The following is a 22,908-nucleotide window of genomic DNA, read 5'->3' on the forward strand; positions in this document are numbered from 1 at the left end:
CGTCTCCTCCCCGCGCTGGCGCGCCGTCCACCGCGACCATGTCAGCCCTCGCCGGCTCTGCCACCCCGGATTCCCCTCCCAGCGGCTACCGGTTTTCCCTGCCCAAGGGGAGGGATCACCGGCGTGTCTCGCAGCGTTACCCGGCTGATTCTGACCGTGCCGGCGACGGGCGTCGGCACGAGAGGAAGGCGAATGCATGACCATCACTGACGGTGTTGCGCGGGCCGGCGCCCGGCGGTCGCTCGGCCTGGCCCTGGCGGTGCTGCTCGCCCTGCTCGGGGCTGTGGTCGCGGTCGCCCCGGCGGCGCGTGCGGATGTCAACCAGTGCTCGTCGAACGCGGGCGCGGCGCCCTGCCTGGTGCTCGGGTTCACCACCGGGGGCGATGATCTGCGCGGCGGCAACGACAACGTCGACGTCACCGTGTCGACGACGTTCCGGGGAGCGCGGACGTTCCGGACCGTCAACCAGGGTGCGAGCTGGTCCAACAACTCGTTCCATCAGGTCGGACTCGACCTGCGGGCGCTCTTCGGCGTCTCGCTGGATCCTTCCGAGATCACCGGGGTGACGCTCGGCACCACGTTCGGCGGCGGCATCGGCGGTGACAACTGGAACCTCGACAGTTTCAACGTGTCGTACCAGAAGGTGGCCCTGGACAACCGGATCACCATCTCGCACCTTTACGGCGGGGCGGGAAGCCCGCTGTTCCGGTTCACCCACGACGCCCCGGTGTTCCACGCCCGGATCGACGCGGTCGGCGACGGCGGCTTCGAGGAGCAGCCCGTCCGGGCCGTGTCCGCACCCTGGCGGACGGAGGGCCCCGACACCAAGGGCGTCGACCGGGGGCTCGGCCTGGCCCGCACCGGGCCGAACAACGCGTTCATCCGCACCGCCAGCCGGAGCTGGAACGCCCTCGCGCAGGACATCCCGGTCCGGCCGAACACGAACTACGTGCTGCGGGGCTGGGTCCGGACCTCCGGCCACGGCGCGGGTGCCGACGTGAACACCGGATTCTTCGGGGTGCGGCTGTCGGGTGTCTGGCCGCCGGTCGAGCAGCAGTTCGGCCCGAGTCCCGCCGGCCAGTACCAGGAGATCGTGCGGCCGTTCAATCCAGGTGACCGGACCTCGGTCACGGTGTTCTGCGGATTCTGGGGACTGGGTACGGACGGCTGGATCCAGATGGACCAGATCTCCGTCCGTCCGGTGTCCTGATCGGCAGCTCACCGCGGCCCAGCCCGTGACCGCGGCCCAGCCCGGCCGCCGGATCACACCATCGCCCGTCCCCGGTCCGACGAACGGGTCGTCGGACCGGGGACGGGCATCGCCGGCCCCGGGGTTTGCCGGCCCCGGGGTTTGCCGGCCCCGGGGTTTGCCGGCCCCGGGGTTTGCCGGCCCCGGGGTTTGCCGGCCCCGGGGTTCGCCGTCGGATCCCGGACGGCGAGGCTCTCAGCGACCGACCTGGACGCGGTCTCCCTCCGTCGCGTCGAGCGGCAGGTCTGCGCGTTGCGCCAGGCCGTCGGCCAGCGCCGCGAGGGTGGCGTACTTCCAGACGAAGTTGCCGGGCAGGGTGATGCCGAGGGCGGGTTCGAGGCGGGAGCGCAGTTCGAGCGCGAGCAGCGAGTCGAACCCGAGGGAACGCAGCGGCGTGTCCGGGTCGATGGAACTCGAACCCAGGCGCAGGACCGCCCGCAGATGGTCGGCGAGATAGGACTCGAACGTCTCCCGCCGGGCGAGCCCGGGCGCGGCCTCGCGGATCGCGGCGATGACGTCGGGGGTGTCGTCCGCGTGGGCGTCGCCGTTTCCGCCCGGACGTCCGCCGTGCTGTGCCTGACCGTCCGGCTGCCGGGCGTCGCCGTCCGCCTGCCGGGCGTCGGCCTCCCGGCCGTGGGACTGCGGGGCGTCGGTGTCGGCCTCGGCGCGGACGAGCCCCTGGAACAGCGAACCGTCCCGGGCGGCGGCGGGGATCCAGGTGGCGGGCGCGCCGGGCAGGACGGCCGCGTGGCGGCGGCGGTGCAGGAGGATCGTCTCCAGCGCGTGCAGGCCCTGCGCCGTCGAGATCGTGTCGTAGCCCCGGCCGGCGAAGTCGGTGGCGGCACCCACCTCGCCCCACGGGCCCCAGTTGATCGCCGTCGTCGCCAGTCCCTGTTCGGACCGCCAGTCGGCGAAGGAGTCGAGCCAGGAGTTCGCCGCGGCGTAGGCACCCTGACCCGGGTTGCCCAGCAGGGAGGACATCGACGAGTAGAGCACGAACCAGTCGAGCTGCCGGTCGGCGGTGGCCTCGTGCAGCCGCCAGGCGGCCTCCGCCTTCGGTCGCCAGACCCGGTCGACCTGCTCACCCGTGATGCCGGTGATCGCGGCGTCGGCGAGGACCATCGCGGAGTGGACGACCCCGCGCAGCGCCAGGCCGTCGGCGACGGCGGCGGCCACGAGGCGGTCGGCGGTCTGCGTCTCGGCCGCGTCGCCGAGCACCACCTGGACATCGGTGCCCGCAGCGGCGAGGCGGGCAAGGCGCTGCTCGACCTGCGAGGTGGGCGCCGAGCGGCCGTTGAGCACCAGCCGGCCGGCACCGCGGGAGGCCAGCCAGGCCGCGGTCTCCAGGCCGACCCCGCGCAGGCCGCCGGTGATGATGTAGGACCCGTCCGCCCGCACCGGCGGGCGGACGCCGCCGGGCAGTGCCGCGGTCGTCCGGCCCTCGGCGGGCACGGTGAGGACGACCTTGCCGATGTGGCGCGCCCCGGCCATGAACCGGAACGCCTCGGCGGCCTGCGCCAGCGGGTACGTCGTCACGGGCGGCGAGGTGAGCCGTCCGGCGTCGAAGGCCGCCGACACCTCGCGCAGGATCTCGGCGACGCGGTCGGGCCGGTTCCGGCACAGATCGATGATGTTGACGCTGGCCAGGGTGATGCTGTTGCGGAACGGCAGCAGTCCCAGCGGGTTGTCGGCGAGGATGTCGCGCAGCCCGAGCTCGACGAAGCGGCCGAAGGGCGCCAGGCAGTCCAGGCCGGCGCGGATGGCCTCGCCCGACAGCGAGTTGAGCACCACGTCGACGCCCCGCCCGCCGGTGGCGGCCCGGGTCTGCTCGGCGAAGTCGAGGCCGCGGGAGTCCATGACGTGGTCGATGCCCATGCCGCGCAGGTAGGCCCGCTTCTCCGGGCTGCCGGCCGTGGCCAGCACCTCGGCGCCGAGCATCCGGGCGACGGCGATCGCGGCGAGACCCGTGCCGCCGGTGCCGGCGTGGACCAGAACCCGTTCCCCGGCGCGCAGCCCCGCCAGGTCGTGCAGCGCGTACCAGGCGGTGAGGAAGGCGATGGGCATCCCGGCCGCGCGCACCGGGTCGACGCCGGCGGGAACCGGCATGGTGAACTCGGCCCCCGTCGTCAGGAACGTGCCGAACGCCCCGCCGCCGGTGAGATCGAGGGCGAGCACCTCCTGCCCGGGCGACGGCGACGTCACACCCGGGCCGACCGCGGTGACGACGCCGGCGCACTCGAAACCGATCGGGCCATGCGGCAGCGCGCCCAGGGCGATCAGGACATCCCGGAAGTTCATGCCCGCGGCCCGCACCTGCACCTCGACCTGCCCCGGCCCGGGAGTCCGCCGCGGCGCGGCGACCGGCTCCAGCTCGTCGAGGCTGCCGCTGCTCGGCGCCAGCAGCGCGAGTCCGTCCCGGCCGAACTCCAGCTCCACGCGGCCCGCCGCTCGGCGTTCGGCGGGAGTCGGCGGCGCCGGCACGATGCGGGCCACGAAGCGCACCCGGGCCCGCAGGGCGACCTCCTCGTCCGATCCGGCTGCCAGCAGCTCGTCGACGATCCCGGCCGCGTCATCCATCGACCCCGCGTCATCCGTCGACCCCGCGTCATCCGTCGACCCGGGGTCGGCGTCGATGTGCACGGTCCGCAGCTCGGGATGTTCCAGCGCCAGCACCCGCAGCAGGCCACGCACGCCCCCGGCGGCCAGCCCGGGTGCGCTGCCCGCGGCGAGCGTCTGCGCCCCACGGGTGAGCGTGACCAGCCGCGGCGGCGGCCCGGACAGCCCGGCCAGGGCCTGGACCACGCCCAGGAGCTGCCGGGTCCGGCGGCGGGCGGCGATCGGGGGCGCGGCCGCCCCGGCCTGTTCGGCCGTGCCGTCGGAAGCCGTGCCGTCCAGAGCCGTGCCGTCCAGAGGCGTGCCGTCGACAGGCGTGCCGTCGACAGGCGTGCCGTCGAAGGGCGGGGCGTCGAAGGCGACGAGGATGCGGTCGGGGCGGTCGGCGCCCTCGCACGCGTCGGCGAACGCCCTGCTCCAGGCTGCGTCGGAGCCCTGCGGCCCGGGCAGGAGGTCGGCCCGGGCCTGCGCCCCGGCGGCCCGCAGCGCTTCGGCCCACGCCTGGGCGCCGCCGGCGTCGCCCAGGACCAGCCACCGGGCGGGTGCGGCGCGTTCGCCGTCCGCCGGCACCGGGCGCGGCGCGGGCTGCCATTCCAGCCGGTACAGCCAGTCGTCCGCGACACGGTTCGGGCCGGCCGGGCCGGGCTGCGTTGCGGCCTCGGGCCGGACGTCCCGGTACAGGTACCGCAGACCCTCGATGCGCGCCACCGGCGTCCCGTCGGACGCCAGCAGATCCGCCTCGCCCTGCAACACGCCGACATCGGCGCGTTCCAGCCGCCCGTGACAGTAGCGTGCCGTCGCCGGATCCCCCAGGAGGCGGATCTCGGCGATCCCGGCGGGCAGGATCAGGCCCTCGACGCCGCCGTCGAGGACGGCGGGCAGGCAGGCCAGCAGCGCCTGCGCACAGGCGTCGAGGAGCACGGGGTGCACGCAGAGGGCGTGCGGGGTGGCGGTCGCGACGGGGGGCAGTGCCAGGGCCGACCAGACGCTGCGACCGTCGGCGGACAGGTGCAGACCGGTCAGGGCGGCGAAGGCCGGGCCGTGGTCGATCCCCCGAGCCAGCAGGTCGTCGTGGAGCCGGCGGACGTCGACCGGGCGGGAATGCGCCGCGGCGCGAGCGGCGAGGGAGCCGCCGGCAGGCGCCCACGGGCCGGTGGCAGGCGCCCGCGGGCCGGTGGTGGTGTCGTCGCGGCCGGGGGCGTCGGACGCGCGGGCCGGCTCGGGGGTCCGGTGCAGGGTCGCGACGCTGTGCCGGACCCAGTCGTCCTGCCCGCTCGTCCCGTCACCACGGCTGAAGATCTCACAGCGGGCCTGGTCCGAGCCCTGCGGCGTGACGGTGACCGTGAGAGCGGTGTGGGCGTCGAGGACGAGGAGATCCTCGAAGGCGATGTCGGTGACGCGCAGGTGTTGCGGCCCGGCGGCGAACGTGTGGCCGGCGGCGGTGAGCGCCAGCGCGCTGTAGGCGGCGCCTGGCAGGACCGCCCGGCCGTTGACGCGGTGGTCGGCGAGCCAGGGGACGGCCGAGGTCCCGACGTCGGCGTGCCAGAGGTGGCGCACCTGCCCGCCTGGAATCTCGGTGTGCGTTCCCGGCAGTGGCAGGCTCCCCGGCCGCGGCTGCCCGTCGGCCGTGGCGTCGGCCGTGGCGGTGTCCGCGGCGGACTCGGCCACCCAGTGGCGTCGGCGATCGAGGGTGAGCGGGGGGAGGTCGACGAGGGCGCCCGTCGGGTAGAGGGCGCTCCAGTCGACCGGGACGCCGACGCAGTGGGCGGCGGCGAGCTGCGTGCGGAAAACCTGCTGGCCGTCCTCGTCACGGCGCAGGGTGGGCAGGACGACGGGTTCGCGGCGGCTGTCGGCGAGCGTGTCGGTGATCGAGCGCGTCACCACCGGCTGCGGGGAGACCTCGATGAAGACCCGATGGCCGTCGGCGGCGGCCGCCCGCACCGCGGCGGCGAACCGGACGGGCCGGCGCAGGTTCGCCGCCCAGTAGTCGGCGTCGAACGCGGGAACGGCCCCGGGCTGCTCGGCGACGGTGGAGTAGAAGCGGATCCGGGGCGACACCGGTTCGAGCGGCGCGAGCTCGCGGGTGAGGTCGGGAAGCAGAGCGTCGACCTGCGGGCAGTGGGAGGCCACGTCGACGGCGATGCGATGGGTGGGGATCCCGCGTTCCGCCCAGCGGGCGACGAGCTCGTCGATCCGCTCGACGGCCCCGGCGACGACGGTGGAACCCGGCGCGGCCAGCACGGCGATCGACACCTCGCCGCCGCCCGTCGCCGCCAGTTCGGCGTCGACCTTGTCGGGGTCGAGGGCGACGGTGGCCATCGCGCCGGCACCGGCGATGCGGGTGAGCAGGCGGGAGCGTCGGCAGATGACCCGGGCGCCGTCGGCGGGGGTGAGAGCGCCCGCGACGACGGCGGCGGCGACCTCGCCCATCGAGTGGCCGATCACGCCGGCCGGGGTGACGCCGTGGGATCGCCACAGCGCCGCCAGGCCGAGCTGTAGCGCGAACAGCGCCGGCTGCACCCGGGCGCAGCCCGTCACCGCTTCGCCTGAGCGCAGCGCGTCGAGGACCGAGAACCCGGCCTCGGCGGCGATCAACGGCTCCACCTCGGCGATCGCGGCGGCGAACGCGGGCTCCGTGTCGAGCAGGTCACGGCCCATCCCGGCCCACTGCGAGCCCTGTCCGGAGAACACCCAGACGGTGTCCCGGCGGACCCCCGCCGGCGTGGTGCCGGTGACGGCGTTCGGGGTGAAACGGCCGGCCGCGACGGCGCGCAGGTCGCGGACCAGCGCGTCGCGGGAGGCCGTGACGATGCCGAGGCGGCCGCGGCCGGCGGTGCGGCGGCGGGCGAGGGTGTAGGCGACGTCGGGCAGGGCCGCGTTGCGCCCGGCTCCCTCCAGCCAGTCGGCGAGGCGGGTGGCGGCGGCGGGTAGCACCGCGGCCGATCCGGCCGGGACCACGACCACGTCGGGTCCCCGGTCCTCGGGCACGCCGGTCGTCGCCCGAACATCGGTCGTCGCCCGGACATCGGTCGTCGCCGGATCATCGGTTGCCCGCGGAACAGCGGTCCTCGCCGGATCGTCGGGGGCCTGCGCGAGCACGACGTGGGCGTTGGTGCCGGAGAACCCGAAGGACGACACGGCCGCGAGCCGGGTGGCCGCCCGGCCGGGCCAGGGCACGAGGTCGGTGGGCACGAAGAACCGCGAGTCGGCCGCGGCGATCGCCGGATTCCACTCCTGGAAGTGCAGGTTCGGCGGAATCTGACCGTGCTGCAGGCACAGCACCGCCTTCATCAGCCCGGTCACGCCGGCGGCCGGTTCGAGGTGGCCCACGTTCGTCTTCACCGAGCCCAGGGCGCAGGGGTCCGCGCCGGAGCCGTACACGCGGTCGAGCGCGGCGAACTCGATCGGATCCCCCACCGGGGTCCCGGTGCCGTGCGCCTCGACCAGCCCGACCTGCGCCGGGTCGACCCCGGCACCGCGCAGGGCGGCGAGGGCGACGTCGTGCTGGGCGATCTGCGACGGCACGGTCAACCCGTCGGTCCGGCCGTCCTGGTTGACCGCCGAGCCGCGGATCACCGCGAGGATCCGGTCGCCGTCGCGCCGGGCGTCCGCGAGCCGCCTGAGCACGACGACGCCGGCGCCCTCCCCGCGGACGAAGCCGTCGGCGGCCGCGTCGAACGCGTGGCAGCGGCCGGTGGGGGAGAGCATGCCCATGCGGACGAAGGACTTCGTCACCCGCGGCCACAGCATCAGCGTGACGCCGCCGGCCAGCGCCACGCTGCACTCACCCGCCCGCAGGCTCTGGCTGGCCAGGTGCACGGCGACCAGGGACGACGAGCAGGCGGTGTCGACCGTGAGGCAGGGGCCGTGCAGCCCCAGCAGGTAGGAGATCCGCCCGCCGGCGACGCACACCCCGTTGGTGAGCACGGAGCCCTCCAGCTCCTCGGGGCGTCCGGCGAGCCGCTCCATGTAGTCGGTGTAGCTCAGCCCGGTGAAGACGCCCGTGCTCGTGTCGGCCAGCCGCTCCGGGGGCATCCCGGCGTGGTCCAACGCCTCCCAGGCGACCTCCAGCAGCAGGCGGTGCTGGGGATCGAGCACGTCCGCCTCCCGGGACGACACCCCGAAGAAGTCCGCGTCGAAGCCGGCCACGTCGTCGAGGTAGCCGCCCCAGTTCGGCACGCTCCTGCCCGCGGCCGCCAGGACGGGGTCGAGCCACGCCCCCTCGTCCCACCGGCCGGCGGGCGGTGCGGCGACGGCGTCGCGGCCCTCGGCCAACAGGTCCCACAGGGCCGCGGGGGAGTCCGCGCCACCCGGCAGCCGGCACCCCATGCCCACGATGGCGATGTCCTCCCGGTCCGCGTCGGGATCCGCGTCGGGATCCACGCCGGGATCCACGCCGGGAGCCGCGCCGGTGCCCCGGGCGGGGGCGACGGTTCTGCCGCCGTGATCGGCCTGGTCGTGTGCGCTCATCGGTTCCTCCGCTGGGTGCCTGCGCGAGCCCGTCGCAGCGGGGCGGGGCAGGGCGTCGTAGGGGCTGGGGCTCGTCTGGGCTGGTCGTCCTGAGGCGGTGGACGCCGCGGTCATGCCGCGGTCATGCCGCGGTGATGCCGCAGTGAGACCGCCGGGAGGCCGCAGCGGTGTCCGCTCAGTGGGCGTCGGCCGCGGCGAGCAGGAGCACGCTCTTCGTCCCGCCGATCTGGTAGGTGAAGCTGAGCGCGTGGTCGAAGTCGAGCGGGCGGGGAGTCGTCCCGACGATGGGATCGAAGGTGAGGAAGTCGGCCGGCTGCTCGCAGTTCGCGGTGGGGCACACCGCGCCCTTCTCCATCATCAGCAGGGTCAGGGCCGCGCCGAGGGCACCGGACTGGGCGCCGCTGTGCCCGAAGCAGGCCTCCTGCGAGCTGAGCAGTACCGCCGGCACGGCGGGCCCGTACAGTTCACGGACCGCGTTCGCCTCCGTGGTCGTCACGTTCAGGTCGCCGTCGCTGCCCCCGTTGATGTAGGGGATCCGGTCGACGCCGACCCGGTCGCCCAGGCAGCGTCGCACCGCGGAGACCAGGGCGGCGCCGGAGTCGTCCAGCGACAGCGGGCTCGCCAGGCCGTCGCGGGTGGTGGCCTGGGCCAGGATCTGCCCGTAGATGTGCGCACCGCGGGCCTCGGCGTGCCGGCGGCTCTCCAGCACCACCGTCACCGAGCCCTCGCCGAAGTTCACGCAGTCCGCGCGGGTGTCGTACGGGCGCATCGGGCGGTCCATCGACGGCAGGGTCTGCGGCATCGTGGTCGCCTCCGGCGCGGCGCCGCGCTGCGCGGCGAACAGCAGCCGCTGCGCGTTGCGCATGATGTCCATGTTGAACGCGTCGACGCCGGTGACGATCGCGACCTCCACCTCACCGGCGGCGATCATGCGCAGGGCGTTGCCGAGCTGGACGGTCGACGACGAGCAGCCGCACGACACGGTGAAGCTCGGTCCGGTGGACCGGGCGAGGGACGCCTGCAGCAGCGCGACGTCGTAGGAGGTGATGCCGAGCTGCGCCCGGATGAACAGCGCCGTCGCCTCGTCGGCGGGGAGCTCCTCCGGATTCGCCTCGCGCAGGGCTAGATAGGGGTCGACGTTGTCGTCGAGGCCGCCGCGTCCGGTCAGGATCGCGGCGTCGGTGAGATCCCCCGCCCGGAAGTCCAGCTTTCCGTCCGCACAGGCCTCGACGAACGACACCAGCCCGAAACGGTGGGACGAGGTGAACTGGCGCGAGTACAGGGCGGGAAACTCGGGCAGTCGCGTTTCGAACGCGTCCGCCGTCAGCTTCACCCGGCCGTGGTAAATGCCGTCGCTGACCAGACAGGACCGTCCGTGTGCGGCGATGTCCCATACCTGTTCTGCGGTGAAAACGGGGTCGTCGCCACCGGGCAGGCAGAATCCCATTCCGGTCACCAGCACGTCCCGCGCGTCAGGTCCCGAGGTGTGCGCAGCTGATCCGATCATCATGGTCACCAATCCGTGGTCTCGACACCGTCCTGGCCACGATTGCCCGCTGAAGGTGACATGTCGTTATTTCGGTCGTATTGGTCCTCGGTGGCCGGTTCGGACTCCGGGTTATCCCCCAGCTCAGGCTCCGCTCCAGCGGTACAGGTGTCCCGGGCGTCCCGACCGGCCGTAGCGCTGCGTCCTGGTGGCCAGCCGCTGTCCGGTCAGGCGCTCCAGGTAGCGGCGGGCGGTCACCCTGGCCATGCCGAGTTCCTCGGCGACGTCGTCCGCGGAGACGGGGTTCTGCGCGGCCCGCAGGCAGGCGACGACCGCGTCGAGGGTCGCGGTGGACAGGCCCTTGGGCTGGTGGGCGGACCGGGCGGTGTCGGGCCGCAGCACGGCGAGGGCGGAGTCCACCTCGTGCTGGCCGACCGGTCCGGCGGGGTCGGCCGTGGTCTGCCGGTGAAACGCCGCGTACCGCTCCAGGCGTTGCCGGAAGGCGGCGAAGCTGAACGGCTTGACCAGGTACTGCACGACCCCGTAGGACACCGCCGCGCGTACCGTCGCCAGGTCCCGGGCCGAGGTGACGGCGATGATGTCGGCGGTGGCGCCGTGCGCACGCAGGGCACGGCAGACCTCCAGGCCGCTCATCCCGGGCAGGTAGAAGTCGAGGAGCAGCAGATCGGGCCGGTCGGCGAGGGCCACCCGCAACGCCTCCGTCCCGCTGCGGGCGACGCCGCACACGGTGAACCCCGGCACCCGCTCGACGTAGAGCCGGTGGGCGTCGGCCAGCAGCGGGTCGTCCTCGACGATCAGGGTGCGGATCGGCTCGTCCACCACGCCGTCACGCTCCCCGCCCCGGGCGGGTGGCGGGTCGCGCCGGCAGGCGCACGGTGAACACTGTCTCCCCGTCGCGCTCCACGGTCCTGCCGTCGCGCTCCACGGTCTCGCCGTCGTGCTCCACGGTCTTGCCATCGCGCTCCGCGGTCTCGCGGTCCCGCTTCACGGTCACGCTGCCGGCGTAGCGGCGGACCACCTGTCGCACGAGTGCGAGCCCGATCCCGCGGCCCGGCACCGGTCCCGCCGGGTCGGCCTTGGTCGTCCAGCCGAGCCGGAACGCGTCGTCTATCCGGTCGGGCGCCAGCCCCGGACCGGTGTCGGCGACCCGCACCACGCACGCCTCCCGGTCGGCCTGCACGGCGACGGTGACCCGCCGTGGCCGCCGGGCGGCCTGCCCGGCGGGGTCTGCGGCCAGCGCCGCGTCCACGGCGTTGTCGATCAGATTGCCGACGAGGGTGACGAGGTCGGCGGCGTCGATACCGAAGGACTCGAACCGGGTGTCCTCGGTGACGACGAGCTCCACGCCCCGCTCGTGGGCCTGCGCCACCTTGCCGAGCAGCAGCGCGGCGAGAACCGGCTCGTCGACGGCGGACAGGAGCTGGTCGGTGAGTCGCTGTGCGCCCGCGAGCCCGTCGGTGGCGAAGCTGACGGCCTGGGCGTAGCGCTGAAGCTGCACGAGGGTGACGACGGTGTGCATCCGGTTCGCGGCCTCATGCGCCTGGGCGCGCAGGGCGGCGGCGAACCCGCGGACCGCATCGAGTTCGCCGGTCAGCGCCCGCAGCTCGGTGGTGTCGCGCAAGGTCACGACGCAGCCGGTGGCTCGGTCGTGATGCTCGGTCGGCCGCTGGTTCACGGCGACCAGCCGGTCGCCGACGGGGAGCACGGCGTCGTCGACCAGGCGACCGGAACCGAACAGCCCGGCGACGGCCGGGTCCAGGCCGACCTCGTCGACCGAGCGCCCCTCGCCGCCGGCGGGCAGTCCCAGCAGGCGCCGGGCCTCGTCGTTGGCCAGCAGCAGGTGCCGGGAGCCGTCGATGATGAGCACGCCCTCCCGCACCGCGTGCAGCACGGTGTCATGGTGCTCGTACATGCGGGCGAGGTCCGCCGAGCCGAGGCCGTGGGTCTGCCGACGGACCCGCCTGCTCAGCAGCACCGCTCCACTCAGGGTCAGCACGACCACGGCGAAGCTGGCGCTGCCGACGACGACGAGCTGGCGGGTCACCGACTCGTCGATCGCCCGCAGGGTGATCCCGGCGGCGACCAGCCCGCGGACGGAACCGTCCGCGCCGAGCACCGGTACGACGGCCCGCACCGAGGGGCCGAGCGTGCCGGTGAAGGTCTCGGTCAACGCGTGCCCCCGCAGGGCCGGCTCGGTGTGGCCGATGAAGTGCTTCCCGATGAGTGCCGGATTGGGATGGGTGTAGCGCAGGCCCTGCACATTCATGACCACCAGGAAGTCGACGCCGCTACGCCGCCGGACCCGCTCCGCGATCGGTTGCAGCTCGGCGCTCGGATCGGGTGCGGCCAGTGCCGCCTCGACCCCGGGTGCCTCGGCGAAGGTCTCGGCCACGGCCAGGACGCGGTCGGTCGTGCTGCGGCTCGCCGCATGCCGGGCGATGAGGACCAGTGCCGTGCCCGCCGCGGCCGCCACGACCACCACCACGACCACCTGGAGGATCAACACCTGTCCGGCGATGCTTCGCCGTCCGAGCACCGCCGAAAGGGACCGGCTCGTCGGCGGGGGATTTCTGGCCGGTGAGCCGTCGCGGCTCCGGACGGCGTCGGGGCGGGGGCTTTCCACGGGGTGCGTCATCTGCCGCAAACCTCGGCCGCCACCCCCAGACCAGCGGCTCCGCTCACGCGAACCTGCCCTCGGAACACCGCTGCCGCGGTCTGCCGGCTGCGGGAGAAAGACGCCCCCCCGGCGCCGGAAGAAGAGCGAAGATCTTTCTGTGAACTGCGTTCATGGCTGCTCACAAGACTCTCGGCAATTCATGTGCCTAGCTAGGCTGATCTTTCTGGCGAGAAGCGATGCTGGTGTCGGCTGACGGTTTCGTCAAGTCTCGTCCGGTGGCCCTGTCACCTTCGGGTGAAGGCGCGGAGGTGGCCGCGCAGGTCAAAGGTCGAGGCAGGCCGCGTGCGCCCTCGCGCCGCCGAGCGGCGCCTCCCTGGGTGTGGGCGACGGCCCGGGGGCGCCGTCGGCGTGGTGACCCGGGATCGCGGGTTGCCGTCGCCTGCCCGTCAGCAGCCGCCTCGTCTTCCGGGCCCGCTCGTCTTCCGGGCCCGCTCGCCTTCCGGGGTCCGCTCGTCTTCCGGGCCCGCTCGGCGTTCCGGGCCCGCTCCCCGATCACGCCAGAGCGACACGGATCACATCACCACATACAGGTCCAAATCGGTCTCAGATTGCTGCGTCGGGCCGCCTGTCGACCCGATTGGTGTCGGAGCGTCATCGCTTGGCCCCGCGCCCGGCCCGCGCCCGGCCCTGCGCCCGGCCTGGGCGGGGCGGTGTGGCAGGTCGCCGGCGGGGTGACCCGGGGCGGGTTTCCCACCTCCCGCACTACACATCAACCCGGGTGGGGAGTGGAGTCCACTCGGCGACCCCGACTCTGGCAACACGTTGGTGATGTCGCTCAGTCGGCGCTCGGCCTGATAGGGATAGCGCGGATGGATCCGGGGTGCGCCCCGGTCTGATTGGCCTCTGTGTCTTCTCTGCTAGGCTTCCGTCGAAAGAAGTCGAAAGATCTTTTCGGAAGATTGACAGTATGCAAACTCTCGAGTGAGAGTGACAGCTACTAATCGCCGTTGACGCGCAGGTCTCGTGACGCTGTAGCGTGCGGTCGGCTTTGCGGCGGACGTTTCCCTGTGCTGCCGTGTTTCTGGATTCCAGGGCAGCTGAACGTCGTCGCCACGGGGGCTCGGACGGTATTCAACGACAATCGAGAGGTGGCTCATGCGGGTCTTGCGGACGAGGGTGGCCGTGGCCGTGATCGCGGCGGCGACGATGCTGGCGGCGTGCGGCGCCGGCGGATCCTCGGATGCCTCGCAAGCGAGCGGTACCTGTGCGCCGGGGGTGACTGACAGCTCCATCAAGGTGGGGCTGCTCTATCCCGACACCGGGGTGATGGGAACGCAGTTCTCGGGCTACCGGGCCGGCGTGAACGCCCGGCTCTCGGCGGAGAACGCCGCCGGCGGCGTCGACGGCCGCAGGATCGACTACGTCTGGGAGGACGACGAGTCCGATCCCCGGGGCAACCTGCAGGGCGCGCGGACCCTGGTGAGCGAGGGGGCCTTCGCCGTCCTGGAGTACACCGCAGCCTCCCACGGCTCGGCCCAGTACCTCGATGACCAGCATGTTCCCGTCGTCGGGGTGGCCGACCAGCCGCTGTGGGGCGACCACGACAACATGTTCACCTACACCTTCGTCACCGACTCCGGGCGGAGCACGACGACGCTCGCCGACTTCGTGCGCCAGCAGGGCGGCACCAAGGCGGCACTGGTCGTCACCTACCTGACCGAGGCGTCCAAGCTGTACGCGGCGGGCGTCCGGCAGAGCCTGGAGAACGCGGGCATCCCGGTGATCCAGGACGACATCGACTCCACCAACGCCACGGATGTCGCCCGGAAGATCATCGATTCCGGCGCCGACACGGTCATCGCCGCCTCGCCGCTGGACCTCTACACCGGCGTGCTCGACGCGGCCATCAGCGCCGGGCATCCCATCAAGGTCGCCGTCTCGGCGGTCAGCTACGATCCGCGCCTGCTCGCGCCCTACGGCAAGAAGCTCGCCGGCAGCTACTCCCAGCTCACCTTCGCCGCACTGGAGCGGAACCTGCCCGCGCAGCGCCGGTTCCTGCAGGCGATGGCCGCCTACTCGCCCGAGATCCAGCCCGCCGGCCAGCAGAGCGCCATCGCCGGCTACATCAACGCGGACCTGTTCCTGCGCGGCCTGCGGACCCAGCATGGCTGCCCGACCCGGGAGTCGTTCATGACCGGTATGCGCTCGATCGCCGACTACGACGCCGACGGCATGATGGTGCAGAAGATCAACTTGGCCGCCGACCACGGGCAGCTCGACCGCTGCTCGGACTTCGTGCGCATCGCCCCGACCGGCGACCGCTTCGAGGTTGTCAACCCGCTGCCGCTGTGCGGGGAGCGCATCGGCGGCAACGGGTAGGGCGGCGGCGCTCAGTCCTCCACCGCGTGCAGCGCCGTCGCCGGGCAGCGCTCGACCGCCCGGCGCGCGGCGGCGACGCCGGCCGAATCGAGCGGGTCGACCTCGTCGACCAGCGGCGTCACGAGGCCGTCCTCGCCCTGGTCGAAGACCTCCGGCGCCGTCATCACACAGTTGCCGGCGCCGATGCACCGGTCCCGCTCGGCCACGATCCGCACGGCTGCACTCCTGTCTCGACGATCCTCATCCACCCGAAGCCGGCGCCGGCTCCGGCTGCGGCGCCGGCGCCGGCCGACGGCCGTCACCACGTGACGGGCAGCGCCTGCAGTCCGTGGATCACCGAGTAGGGCCGGAAGGCGATCTGCTCGTACGGCACGGCGAGCGCGAGGCCGGGAAAGCGTCGCAGCAGGGCAGGATAGGCGATCCGCAGCTCCAGGCGGGCCAGCGGCGCGCCGAGGCAGTGGTGCAGACCGTGACCGAACGCCACATGCCCGGCGGGCTCGCGGGTGATGTCGAGGCGGTCCGGATCGTCGACGAGGGCCGGGTCGCGGTTCGCCCCGGGCAGCGCGAGCACCACGTGCTCCCCGGCCGCGATGGTGCTCCCGGCGATGGTCACCTCCGTCGTCGCCGTGCGGGGAATGCCGGCGTGGACGATGGACAGCCAGCGCAGCAGCTCCTCGACGGCCGGTTCTACGCTGGCCGGGTCGTCGCGGACCCGGGCGAGCTGGTCGGGGTGGCGCAGCAGCGCCAGGGTGCCCAGCCCCAGCATGTTCGCGGTCGTCTCGTGGCCGGCGAGCAGTAGCAGGGAGGCGATGCCGACGAGCTCCTCGGCGCTGATGTCGTCACCGTGCTCGCGCACGAGCATGCCGAGGATGTCCTCGCCCGGATCGCGGCGCGCCCGCTCGACGAGGGTGGCCATGTACGCGCGGCTGGCCTGCTGCAGGGCGAGGCGGTGCTCGGGCGGGTGGGAGGCGTCGAGCTGGTCGACGGTGCGCCGCTGGAACTCGGCCCGGTCGGCGTACGGGACGCCGAGCAGCTCGCAGATGACCAGGGACGGCACCGGCAGGGCGAACGTCGAGACCAGGTCCGCCGGACGCCCGGCCCGTTCGACGTCGTCGAGGGCCGCGGAGACGATGTCGACGATGCGCGGTTCGAGTGCCCGCATCCGGCGCATGGTGAATTCCGGTGTGAGCATCCGGCGCAGCCGGGTGTGCTCCGGCGGATCGTAGGCGAGGAGATTTCCCACCCGGGCCTGCGCGTACTCCTGTTCGGTCGGCCCGGCGGCATCGGGAGGCATGAGTGCGTGGCGATCCGCGGTGCTGAACCGCACCGAATCGGAAAGGACCTCCCGAACGTCGTCGTAACGGCTCACGAGATGCGCGGGCACGCCGAAGGGCGTCACCACCGGGCAGACGCCCACCGTGTCGCGGGCCGTACTGAGCTCGGAGATCGGATCGAACTGCGCGCGTCGCATGTGCAGTGGTATTTCCGATACTTCGGTCATCACCTCTCCGCCCTTCGTCGATCGCGCTGAACGTGACGCCGACGACGTTACCACCGAAGTGAAAGGTCACTATCACTTCGTCGGGGCGGGTCGGAGAAACCGATCTTCCCCGGTGCTTCGGGTGCCGAGAAGGGGCCCCGAACTGCGATGACCGCCGCGCGGGCGGCTGATAACCGTGAACCCGTCCGGTGGCACCTTGGTGGTAATTACGCTGGTGGCACTCACAGGTGTGGCACCCACGGCGGTGGCACTCGCGGCGGTGGCACTCGCGGCGATGCCGTTCAGCGGCCGGGCGGGCGGTCTCCGAGGGCTGCCGTGATGGTGGCGCCCGCGGTAGCGCCGCCGGCGGCGTCCGGCGCCTGGATCCGCGCGATCTCGACCTGCCGCCGCCCGACCCCGGTGGATGCCGCGGCGCGCACGGCCGTCGCGAAGACGGCGAGGCTGAAGCTCGCCACCAGCGCGAGGTCGACCCAGAACGGCAGGACGCCGCGCCCGGAGAACTGGCCCAGCCAGGACAGAACCGCCAGGCCACCGAGCCACGGGCCGATCCACCAGGCGGCGCGCCACTCCAGGTCCGCCCGCCGCCCGGCGGGCCGGGTCACCCGGTAACCCCCGAACACCGCCAGCCCGACGGCGATCGCGGCGAACAGCGCCCGGTTGGTCCGCCAGCCGGCCCAGTAGATGACCAGGTTGGCCGCGGCGAAGCCGAGGGGAGCGAGGATCCGCGCGGCGGGCAGGCGGTACGGGCGGGGCCGCTCGGGGTCGGCGCGGCGCAGCACGGCCAGGCAGACGGGGGCGAAGCCGTACATGACGAACGTCGCCGAGCTGATCAGCCGGACCAGCTTCTGCCAGCTCGGAAAGGGCAGCAGCACCACCATGCCGAGCGCGGCGGCGAGCAGTACCGACACAATCGGCACCCCGCGCCGGTCGAGCCGGGCCAATGCCGCCGGCAGGCCCTGAGTGCGGGCCAGGGAATAGGACAGCCGCGCCGAGGTACCGAGATAGATCAGCGCGGTTCCCCCGGGGGAGACGACCGCGTCGATATAGAGCAGAATCGCCAGCCAGCCCAGGCCGAGACTGGTGGCAAGCGTCGCGAAGGGACCATAGTCGCCCGCGCCCAGCGGCCGGCTCCAGCCCGCGGCGAGCCGGCCCGGATCGACGGTGCCGAGAAAGGCGACCTGCAGCAGGAAATACAGCGCCGTGCCGGCCAGCGTCGCCACAATGATCGCCCGGGGAAGATCACGGTGTGGCCGTTTCGCCTCGGCGCCCATCTGCACGGCCTGCTCGAAACCCTGCAGTGAGAACACCACCCCCGCGGGCAGCGCGGCAAAGACGCCCCTCGCGCCGAACGGGGCGAATCCGCCCCCCGCCTGGAAATTCGCCGGATGGAACGCGGTGGCTGTCAACGCGACGACGGTGACGACGGGAACGAGCACCTTCCACCCGACGGTGACGGTGGTGGTCCGGGCCAGCCAGCGCACGCCGAGCAGATTGACGACGGTGAACACGAGCAGGGCGGCGGCGGCGAGGGCGAGACCGGCGCGGGTCAGGGTGCCGTCGTCGTCCACCAGCCCCGCAGACACGTGGTCGAGGTACGACAGCGCCGCGGTGATCTCCAGCGGAGCCAGGGCGACGGCGGGAATCCAGGCCACCCAGCCGGCGACGAACCCACCCAGCGGCCCGAGGACCAGCCGGGGATAGCGGGCCGTGCCGCCGGCGACCGGGTAGGCCGCGCCGAGTTCGGCGTAGACGAGGGCGAGCAGGGTGGCCAGCGCACCGGCGATCGCCCAGGAGACGACCGAGGCGGGCCCGGCCGCCTCGGCGGCGGTGAGCGCGCCGAGCAGCCAACCGGAACCGATGACGGAACCGAGCGAGATGAAGGTCAGGCCGGTCAGGCCGAGCTGGCGGTGCAACCCCGCGCCGCCGCCGTCCGCCTGCCCGCGTACCGTCTCCCCGCGCACCGCCTGCCCGCGCACCGCCTGCCCGCGCACCGTCTGCCTGCGCACCGTGCGGCTCCGTCCCGGCCGGTCTCGGCGGCGACTGCGCCGGCGGCGCCAAGACCTATCACAGGGCGGGCGTCGGATCCCGGAACGCGCGCCGCAGGTGCGCGAGCGCCTCGCGGACCGCCGGACCGTGCCCGCCGCGCCAGATCAGGGCGAGCCGGGCGGGCGCCTCGACGTCGTCGACGGTGCGGGCGGTGAGCCGGTCGGCGTAGTCCGCGGCCATCGAGGCGCTGAGGATCGCGACGCCGAGGCCGCGGGCGGCGAGGTCGGCGAGGGCGTCGGCGGCGCTGGCCTGCAGGGCGATCGGCGGTCGTCGGCGCTGCACGGCGCAGGCCTCGTCGAACACGGCACGCAGGCCTGTACCCGGCGGCATGCACACGATCGGGTAGGACTCCAGGTCGCGCAGCGTGACCCGGCGGCTCCGGGCCAGGGGATGGTCGGGCGGCACGGCCGCGACAATCCGCTCGCTGACGATGGTCAGCGACTCCAGTCCCTCGACGGTGGCCTCCGCGGTGCCGATGAGGGCGAGGTCGAGCGCGCCGGCGCGCACCTGGTCGGCGAGGCGGTCGGAGGAGTCCTCCAGCAGCGAGACCGTCACCCCGGGATGCGCCCGGTGGAAGGCGGCGAGGGCGTCGAACAGTGGCGTGATGGTGCAGCCGATGATCATGCCGAGGTCGAGCCGGCCGCGGATCAGACCAGTCACCTCGCCGACGGCCTGGCTCACCGCCCCGGCGGCGGCGAGGGCGGCGCGGGCGTGTTCGAGCGCGGCCTTGCCCGCGACGGTGAGCGTGACGGTGCGCGCCGAGCGGTCGAACAGCTCGGCGCCGAGCTCCCGTTCCAGCTGGCGGATCTGGGCGCTGACCCCGGACTGGCTGATGTGCACCCGCTCGGCCGCCCGGGTGAAGTTCTCCTCCTCCGCGACCGCGACGAAGTACTCCAACTGCCGCAACTCCATAACTGGCGATGCTAGTCATTGCCAGAGCGATCTGTGGAGCTTCTGCATCGATGGCGGCGCGCGGAGCGTCTCCTACCGGACTGCCGCCTCCAGCTCGTCGCGGCTGCCGTACACCCGCAGTGGGCCGCCTGGTTACCGGGCGCCAGGCGTGATCCGGCTGCTGCGAGGTGCGTAGGGCTGGGTTCGTCGAGCGGACGATCAGCGGGACGGCAGGCCGAGGTTCGCCAGCGCCTCCCGCAGCCGGTGCCGGCCGGACAGCGACTGCGGGCCGGCCAGCCGGGCCAGCACGCGCTCGCTCCACGTGCCGGGCAGCCCGTGCCGGGCGTTGTACGCGCCCAGCCGCTCGTCGTAGGCCGGGATGTGCGCGTCGGCCGCGGCGGCGTCATACCGCTCGTGGTGCAGGACGGCGCCCTGCGGCAGCCGCGGCTTGATGCCGGCGTGCTCGGTCGGGTCGGGGGTGCCGACCGCGAGCCCGAACGCCGCCGCCGCGTGCGGTGGCAGGCCAAGCTCGGCCGCGATCTGCTCGGGACGGTTGCGGACCGCCCCGACGAACACCGTGCCCAGGCCGAGCGACTCGGCCGCGACGACGGCGTTCTGGGCCGCGAGGGCGGCGTCGACGAAGCCGAGGATCGTCGATTCCAGATAGTCGGTGCCCTCCGGCACCCCGCCGGTTCCCGCGGCGTCGGCGAGCCGATGCACCCGGCTCAGGTCGGCGACCCAGATCAGAAACAGCGGTGCCTGGTCGATGAACCGCTGGTTGCCCGCCAGCGCCGCGAGCCGGGCCTTGCGCTGCGGATCCCGCACGGCAACCACGCTCCACGCCTGCAGGTTCGACGACGTCGACGCGGACTGGGCGGCCGCGACCAGCGCTGCCAGCTCGTCGTCGGTGACCGGCCGGGGCGTGAACCTGCGCACCGACCGGTGCGCGAGCTGCAGCGTCACGATCTCGCTGGTGACGTGAAGCGTCGCCGCCGGATCCGCGTACCGCGCGGTGATCGTCATGGGGGTCCTCTCGTGGTGGTCCGGGGAAGGCCGGCGACCCAGGGCTACCCGGCCGGGTGGTGGCGGTTGCCCTGGCGGAGGGCCGCGTCCAGCTCGTCGCGGGTGACGAGGGAGATCGCGCGGCCGTCCCGCAGGACGACGGCGGCGGGGTGGCGCGGGCCGAGCGCGAAGCGGCCTCGGAGATCGTCTGGCCGCCGCCGACGGCCGGGAGCGGGTCGACGAGGTGATCCAGCACCGGGCTGTCCGCAGGGATCCGGCCCGCGGTGATCGCCGCCCCGAGCGCGGCGGGTTCGACCCGGCCCAGGATCTCGGTGGCGGACAGTCCGTGCCGGCGCCAGGTGGGCCGCGGGGTTCGCCGGGTTGTCGTACTGGTTCGCCAGCCATGCGCCCGGAATCTCGTCCCGACGATCACCCGGTAACCTCGCTGCCGGCCGATGATCGCGAGGCCGATCCCGATGTTGCCGGACGTGGCCTCGACGATCGTCCCGCCCGGCCGGAGCAGCCCGTCGCGTTCGGCCTGGAGCACCATCGACAACGCGGCCCGGTCCTTCACGCTGCCCCCGATGTTGAGGAACTCCGCCTTCGCGTAGAGGGGGGTCGCGATGCCGCGGCCGAGCCGCGTGAGCCGGAACAGCGGAGTCTCGCCGATCGCGTCGAGGACCGACTCGTGGACTGTCATGACACGCGCGCGTCCGCACCGACGAGGATCTTCTGGAAGCAGCGAGAGCGGCGACCGTGACCAGGGCGGTCACCGGCCCGCGGCACCCAGGGCGGTCACCGGCCTGCGGCGGCGGTGCCGCCGTCGCTCCCGTGTCGGCTTCGTCCTATGGCTTCGGCAACTGTTGCTGTCTCGCCAGCGGCTGTGGGAACGTCGGTCCCGTGCGAGTGATGAGCAGGTGAGCGAGCATTCCGTCGCCCAGACCCTCGAGCAGGCGCTGCAGATCGTTCAGGTCGGCGAGGATGACTTCCAGTCGGTGAGCCTGGTCGACACGGGCGGCTACCCGCTCTACGGCGGCCAGATCCTCGCCCTGGCCCTGCGTGCGGCGGCGATGACGATCGAACCCGACCGCCGGCCGCACTCGCTGCACGGTTACTTCCTGCGGGCCGGGCGGCTCGACGCCCCGGTGACCCTGCACGTCGACCGCGATCGCGACGGCCGCTCCTTCTCGGCGCGCCGGGTCGTCGCCCTCCAGGACGACAAGGTGATCTTCTCGATGGTCACGTCGTTCACCCGGGGCACGGGTGACTTCGTCCTCGACGCGGCGCCGCGGCTGGGCCGCACCTACACCGAGCCGCCGGACAAGCACCGGATGCTCCTGCTCGACCTGTGCGAGTTCACCCCCCGCCGCCAGCAGGGTGACCGGTTCTTCTTCCCGGACCACGCCGAGATCCTCCCCGTCGGCCCGCTGTCGGACGACTGGCTGACCCACACCTGCGCCATCGCCTACATGTCCGACATCGGCACCGGCTTCGGCCAGCTCGCCGATCCCGGCATCGCCAGCACGGAATCCAGCGTCAGCCACTCGATCTGGTTCCACGCCCCGGCGCGGGCCGACGACGGGATGACCCTGGAGATGTGGCCCAGCAGCGCCGCCAGCGGGCTCGGGCTGTACTCGGGCTCGGTCCGGGACGCCGCGGGGAACCTGGTCCTCGCGATCGCCCAGGAACAGCTCATCCGCTCCCGCCGGCCGACCCCCGACGCGGCGGCCTAGGGCTTGCGGGCGACGGCGCCGTAGAAGCTGACCTGGGCGTCGGTGAGATCGGTCGGGGCCGCGCCGTCCGGGCGCCAGCGGTGCACGATCTGCAGGCCGGGATCGAGCAGCTCGAGGCCGTCGAAGAAGCGGGCGACCTCGGCCCGGGTCCGCGCCTGCGCGGGGATGCCACCGGCCCGGTAGGCGGCGGCGAGCCGTTCCATCCCTTCGTCGTGGTCGGCGGTGGCGTGGGTGAGGGTCAGGTAGCTGCCGGACGGCAGTTCCCGCAGCAGCCGACCCAGCAGGCCGCGCGGATCGTCGGCGTCCGGGATGAAGTGCATGATCGCGATCAGGGAGAGCGCGACCGGCCGGGTGAGATCGAGGGCCGCCCGCAGTTCCGGGGCGGCGAGGATGCTCGCGGGGTCGCGCAGGTCCACGTCGAGGTAGGCGGTCGTGCCCTGCGGGGTGCTGGTGAGCAGCGCGCGGGCGTGGGTGAGCACGATCGGATCGTTGTCGGCGTAGACGACCCGGGCGTCGGGCGCGACGGCCTGCGCGACCTCGTGCAGGTTCGGGCTGGTGGGAATGCCGGTGCCGATGTCGAGGAACTGGCGGACCCCCGCCTCGCCGGCCAGGTGCCGGGTCGTGCGGACCATGAAGGCCCGGTTGGCGTGGGATGCGACGCGGGCGTTCGGGAAGGCGGCGAGGGCCTGTTCGGCGGCCGCCCGGTCGGCGGGGAAGTTGTCCTTGCCGCCGAGGTAGTAGTCGTACATCCGCGCCGAGTGTGGCTGGTCGATCTTCAGGTCGACCGGGCGGCGCTCGCCTGCCAGGGTCGTCCACCATGTCGCGTCTCCCGAGCCCTCGACCCCGGACTCGAGCGGCTCTCCGCTGGTCACGCGCGACCATCTCCCTTACGTACCAGGC

14 protein-coding genes and 1 pseudogene are annotated in these 22,908 nt (G+C 73.4%); 4 read left to right on the plus strand and 11 right to left on the minus strand.

Translation table 11 applies throughout. The features are described 5' to 3' along the window. Positions 1-196: 196 nt before the first annotated feature. On the plus strand, positions 197-1,210 hold the full coding sequence (locus tag FRAAL_RS13050; protein WP_011604134.1) for a hypothetical protein: 1,014 nt from the start codon (positions 197-199) through the stop codon (positions 1,208-1,210). Between the two features lie 234 nt (positions 1,211-1,444). Here the strand turns inward: FRAAL_RS13050 and FRAAL_RS13055 are convergent, their stop codons facing one another. The 4 genes from FRAAL_RS13055 to FRAAL_RS13070 form a co-directional block, all read right to left on the minus strand. After that, the gene (locus FRAAL_RS13055) at positions 1,445-8,332 is read right to left on the minus strand and encodes a type I polyketide synthase (RefSeq protein WP_011604135.1); all 6,888 of its coding nucleotides are present in this window, start codon (positions 8,330-8,332) and stop codon (positions 1,445-1,447) included. A 175-nt stretch (positions 8,333-8,507) separates the two neighbouring features. Next, positions 8,508-9,842, minus strand: coding sequence for a beta-ketoacyl-[acyl-carrier-protein] synthase family protein (locus FRAAL_RS13060; protein WP_231861629.1), 1,335 nt, complete (start codon positions 9,840-9,842; stop codon positions 8,508-8,510). A gap of 120 nt (positions 9,843-9,962) precedes the next feature. Then, positions 9,963-10,661: a response regulator gene (locus tag FRAAL_RS13065; RefSeq protein ID WP_011604137.1), complete on the minus strand. Its 699-nt coding sequence runs from the start codon at positions 10,659-10,661 to the stop codon at positions 9,963-9,965. Positions 10,662-10,665: 4 nt separating this feature from the next. After that, positions 10,666-12,345: an ATP-binding protein gene (locus tag FRAAL_RS13070; protein WP_041940487.1), complete on the minus strand. Its 1,680-nt coding sequence runs from the start codon at positions 12,343-12,345 to the stop codon at positions 10,666-10,668. A gap of 1,386 nt (positions 12,346-13,731) precedes the next feature. Between FRAAL_RS13070 and FRAAL_RS13075 the strand changes: the two genes are divergently transcribed. After that, positions 13,732-14,835, plus strand: a complete 1,104-nt coding sequence (locus FRAAL_RS13075; protein WP_011604141.1) for an ABC transporter substrate-binding protein — start codon at positions 13,732-13,734, stop codon at positions 14,833-14,835. An 11-nt stretch (positions 14,836-14,846) separates the two neighbouring features. On the opposite strand, the gene FRAAL_RS13080 is transcribed toward FRAAL_RS13075, so the two are convergent. The 5 genes from FRAAL_RS13080 to FRAAL_RS13100 form a co-directional block, all read right to left on the minus strand. Continuing rightward, entirely contained in the window at positions 14,847-15,050 is a 204-nt protein-coding gene (locus FRAAL_RS13080; protein ID WP_041939263.1) for a ferredoxin, read from the minus strand. Positions 15,051-15,133: 83 nt separating this feature from the next. Then, positions 15,134-16,336: a cytochrome P450 gene (locus tag FRAAL_RS13085; protein ID WP_041939264.1), complete on the minus strand. Its 1,203-nt coding sequence runs from the start codon at positions 16,334-16,336 to the stop codon at positions 15,134-15,136. Positions 16,337-16,617: 281 nt separating this feature from the next. Further along, positions 16,618-18,342: an APC family permease gene (locus FRAAL_RS13090; RefSeq protein ID WP_011604144.1), complete on the minus strand. Its 1,725-nt coding sequence runs from the start codon at positions 18,340-18,342 to the stop codon at positions 16,618-16,620. Between the two features lie 58 nt (positions 18,343-18,400). Then, positions 18,401-19,294, minus strand: a complete 894-nt coding sequence (locus tag FRAAL_RS13095; protein WP_011604145.1) for a LysR family transcriptional regulator — start codon at positions 19,292-19,294, stop codon at positions 18,401-18,403. 198 nt (positions 19,295-19,492) lie between these two features. Beyond that, entirely contained in the window at positions 19,493-20,296 is an 804-nt protein-coding gene (locus FRAAL_RS13100) for an NADPH-dependent oxidoreductase (protein ID WP_011604150.1), read from the minus strand. Between the two features lie 59 nt (positions 20,297-20,355). Between FRAAL_RS13100 and FRAAL_RS34895 the strand changes: the two genes are divergently transcribed. Further along, entirely contained in the window at positions 20,356-20,523 is a 168-nt protein-coding gene (locus FRAAL_RS34895) for a hypothetical protein (RefSeq protein ID WP_231861630.1), read from the plus strand. 236 nt (positions 20,524-20,759) lie between these two features. Here the strand turns inward: FRAAL_RS34895 and FRAAL_RS34900 are convergent. Continuing rightward, a pseudogene (locus FRAAL_RS34900) lies at positions 20,760-20,975 on the minus strand (pyridoxal-phosphate dependent enzyme); the annotation flags it as partial. A 217-nt stretch (positions 20,976-21,192) separates the two neighbouring features. Between FRAAL_RS34900 and FRAAL_RS13105 the strand changes: the two are divergent. Then, entirely contained in the window at positions 21,193-22,008 is an 816-nt protein-coding gene (locus FRAAL_RS13105; protein WP_011604152.1) for an acyl-CoA thioesterase, read from the plus strand. Here FRAAL_RS13105 and FRAAL_RS13110 read toward each other — a convergent pair. After that, positions 22,005-22,880 carry an SAM-dependent methyltransferase gene (locus tag FRAAL_RS13110; protein ID WP_011604153.1) on the minus strand — a complete coding sequence of 292 codons (876 nt, stop codon included), beginning with the start codon at positions 22,878-22,880 and terminating at the stop codon, positions 22,005-22,007. The genes FRAAL_RS13105 and FRAAL_RS13110 overlap by 4 nt on opposite strands. Positions 22,881-22,908: the final 28 nt, after the last annotated feature.

This window comes from Frankia alni ACN14a, assembly GCF_000058485.1.
GTDB lineage: Bacteria > Actinomycetota > Actinomycetes > Frankiales > Frankiaceae > Frankia > Frankia alni.

Bases quoted from the DNA above. Each gene is read 5' to 3' on its own strand.
- FRAAL_RS13050 (WP_011604134.1), top strand. From the start codon at position 197: ATGACCATCACTGACGGTGTTGCGCGGGCCGGCGCCCGGCGGTCGCTC.
- FRAAL_RS13055 (WP_011604135.1), bottom strand. From the start codon at position 8,332: ATGAGCGCACACGACCAGGCCGATCACGGCGGCAGAACCGTCGCCCCC.
- FRAAL_RS13060 (WP_231861629.1), bottom strand. From the start codon at position 9,842: ATGATGATCGGATCAGCTGCGCACACCTCGGGACCTGACGCGCGGGAC.
- FRAAL_RS13085 (WP_041939264.1), bottom strand. From the start codon at position 16,336: ATGACCGAAGTATCGGAAATACCACTGCACATGCGACGCGCGCAGTTC.
- FRAAL_RS13095 (WP_011604145.1), bottom strand. From the start codon at position 19,294: ATGGAGTTGCGGCAGTTGGAGTACTTCGTCGCGGTCGCGGAGGAGGAG.
- FRAAL_RS13100 (WP_011604150.1), bottom strand. From the start codon at position 20,296: ATGACGATCACCGCGCGGTACGCGGATCCGGCGGCGACGCTTCACGTC.